The organism is Thermogutta sp., assembly GCF_014359955.1.
GTDB lineage: Bacteria > Planctomycetota > Planctomycetia > Pirellulales > Thermoguttaceae > Thermogutta.
On sequence record NZ_JACIYL010000748.1, the window covers coordinates 1 to 2,168 of the forward strand.

Sequence of the window (2,168 nt, forward strand, 5' to 3'; positions counted from 1 at the left end):
CGGGACAGATTCCCACATCGCCCATCCAGCAGCCGACGATCACGGCCGCAACCAGTGTTTCACGAAATGCGATCCGATGCCTTTTCAAAGCCATGATCCCGATATCCTTCGCGGCACAATCCATCCGATGTGGAGCACACTGTGAAAGCCCTGTGCCAGCGTGCCACAGCGCAGAAGCGCAAAAGTTTCTTAATTGCCCAAGTTTAGCATCGGAGAGTCATCGGTGCCAACAGGATGGCGGAAAGCCTCGGAGAGGGCAATTCGGAGGGGCACGCTTGTCGTGCGCGCAAGACGGTGACGAAATGGACATTCCAGCGCTGACAAGCGGACCCGACAAGCGGGTCCCTCCGGAAAACGTCCCTCCGGGAAAAACGGACCTGACAAGCAGGTCCCTCCAAAAGGTCGGAGGGGCACGCTCGTCGTGCCCGGTGAAACCGGTGTGCGGGCGGTGAAAGCTGTTAATCCACCACGGAACTCGCACCGCAACCGAATTGTTCGCCAAGTGGATTCTGGACCGCCGAGGCGAAGGCGAGGATGTCCACGGCGATTTCCTGGATGCGACTGGCGGCCCCCACAAGATGGGCGCAAAGGTCTGGAGGTTTTTCGACCAGTTTCTGCGCCATCTTGTCGCGTTCCCGTCCAATCTGGTTGAGCGCGTCCTGGATGATGTCTTCCGCGGTGTTATCTGCGGCCAGTTGCTGCCCCTTTGCCCGGGCTCGTTCCGAAAGCACAAGGTTGCGGAACCAACGGAGGAGTGAAGCCCGACTCACTATTCCAACGGGAACGCCCTGATCGGTGATGATGACGCGCCGCATAGCCACGCGGCAGAGAAACTCGTAGATCACCCGCACCGGCGTGTCGGCGGGATACGTGATCACGTGGGGGCGCATGAGTTCCGAGATCGGGCGGTTCCAGCCTTCCGAGGAAGTGATGGCCTCCATGAGGTCCTTTTCCGAGACGATTCCGATGAGCTGCCCATTTTCGTTGACCACGGGAGCGGAGCTGATGCGTGAGCGGAGGAAGTAGGCCGCCACGTGCTCCACGGTCTCATCGCCCTGGAGAGGGGCCACGATAGGCGTCATGACGTGCTCGGCGAGAATCCCTTCGAAGAGGTCATGGCGTCGATGCGATTCATCCAGATCAAATTCCACATTTTGATTGACTGTTTGGTAAGTAACTACCCGGTCACGGCCGGTCCGTTTGGCGCAGAGCAGGGCCTGATCCGCCTGGTCGAGGAGTTGCTCGGGCGTGAGGGTGTCCTCGTAAAGACCGGAAACACCGACGCTGCAGGTCACCGTCAGCTTTTTATCCCCCGCGACGATTTCTGTTGCCCGTAACATCTCACGAAAGCGTTCGGCCCATTTGAGGGCCTGCGCTTCGCTGATTTCAGGAAGCAGGACGCAGAACTCTTCCCCGCCGTATCGGGCTGCCACATCGGAATGGCGGCAGGAACGGAGGAGCGTGTCGGCTGTCACCTTAAGAACCACATCACCCACCGGATGCCCGTAAACATCGTTGATCCGCTTGAAAAAGTCCAGATCGAGCATCGCACAACTGAGTGGGCGATTGGTCCGGCGGGCCCGCTGGAATTCGTAGCAGAGAATGTCGTAAAAACTGCGCTGAGAGAGAAGCCCGGTGAGGGCATCCGTTCGGGCAAGCTGCTGGAGTTTGCGTTCGCCTTCCAGGATGCGGGCGGCTGCCCGAAGCCGGGCCACCAGTTCCGCCTCGCGGATCGGTTTGGAAAGGAAGTCGTCGGCCCCGCTTTCCAGCCCTTCCACGACCCATTTCGGGTCGTTCCGCGAAGTCAGAATGAGCAGGTAAACGTAATGTGGAAGGGGTAACTGGCGGATCTCGTGACAAAGCTGAGGACCTTCCACGCCCGGCATTTCCCAGTCCGTGATGACAATGTCGGGCGGCTGTTCACGGACTATCCGGAGGGCCTCGGTGCCGTTGGTGGCTTCCCGAACGTTGTAGCCGGCCCGAGTCAACCACCGTGCGAGCATTTTTCGAATGAGATCGTCGTCATCGGCAATGATGACGTTCCGAACATGGATCGGTGTTTTCACCCCAGATGGTTCAACGTTGGGGATGTTCTCCGTGTGGCCGGAGGGCCTCTGCTCCGGCGCCACAGTCGGCCGGGGAGACATGAGGCCCTCCGGCTCCAAAAC

The 2,168-nt window shown here is 59.6% G+C and carries 1 protein-coding gene; it reads right to left on the reverse strand.

Features of this window, described 5'->3' with window-relative positions:
• Positions 1-458: 458 nt before the first annotated feature.
• A partial coding sequence (locus H5U08_RS16570; protein WP_297035595.1) for a diguanylate cyclase occupies positions 459-2,168 on the reverse strand: 1,710 nt, incomplete at its 5' end.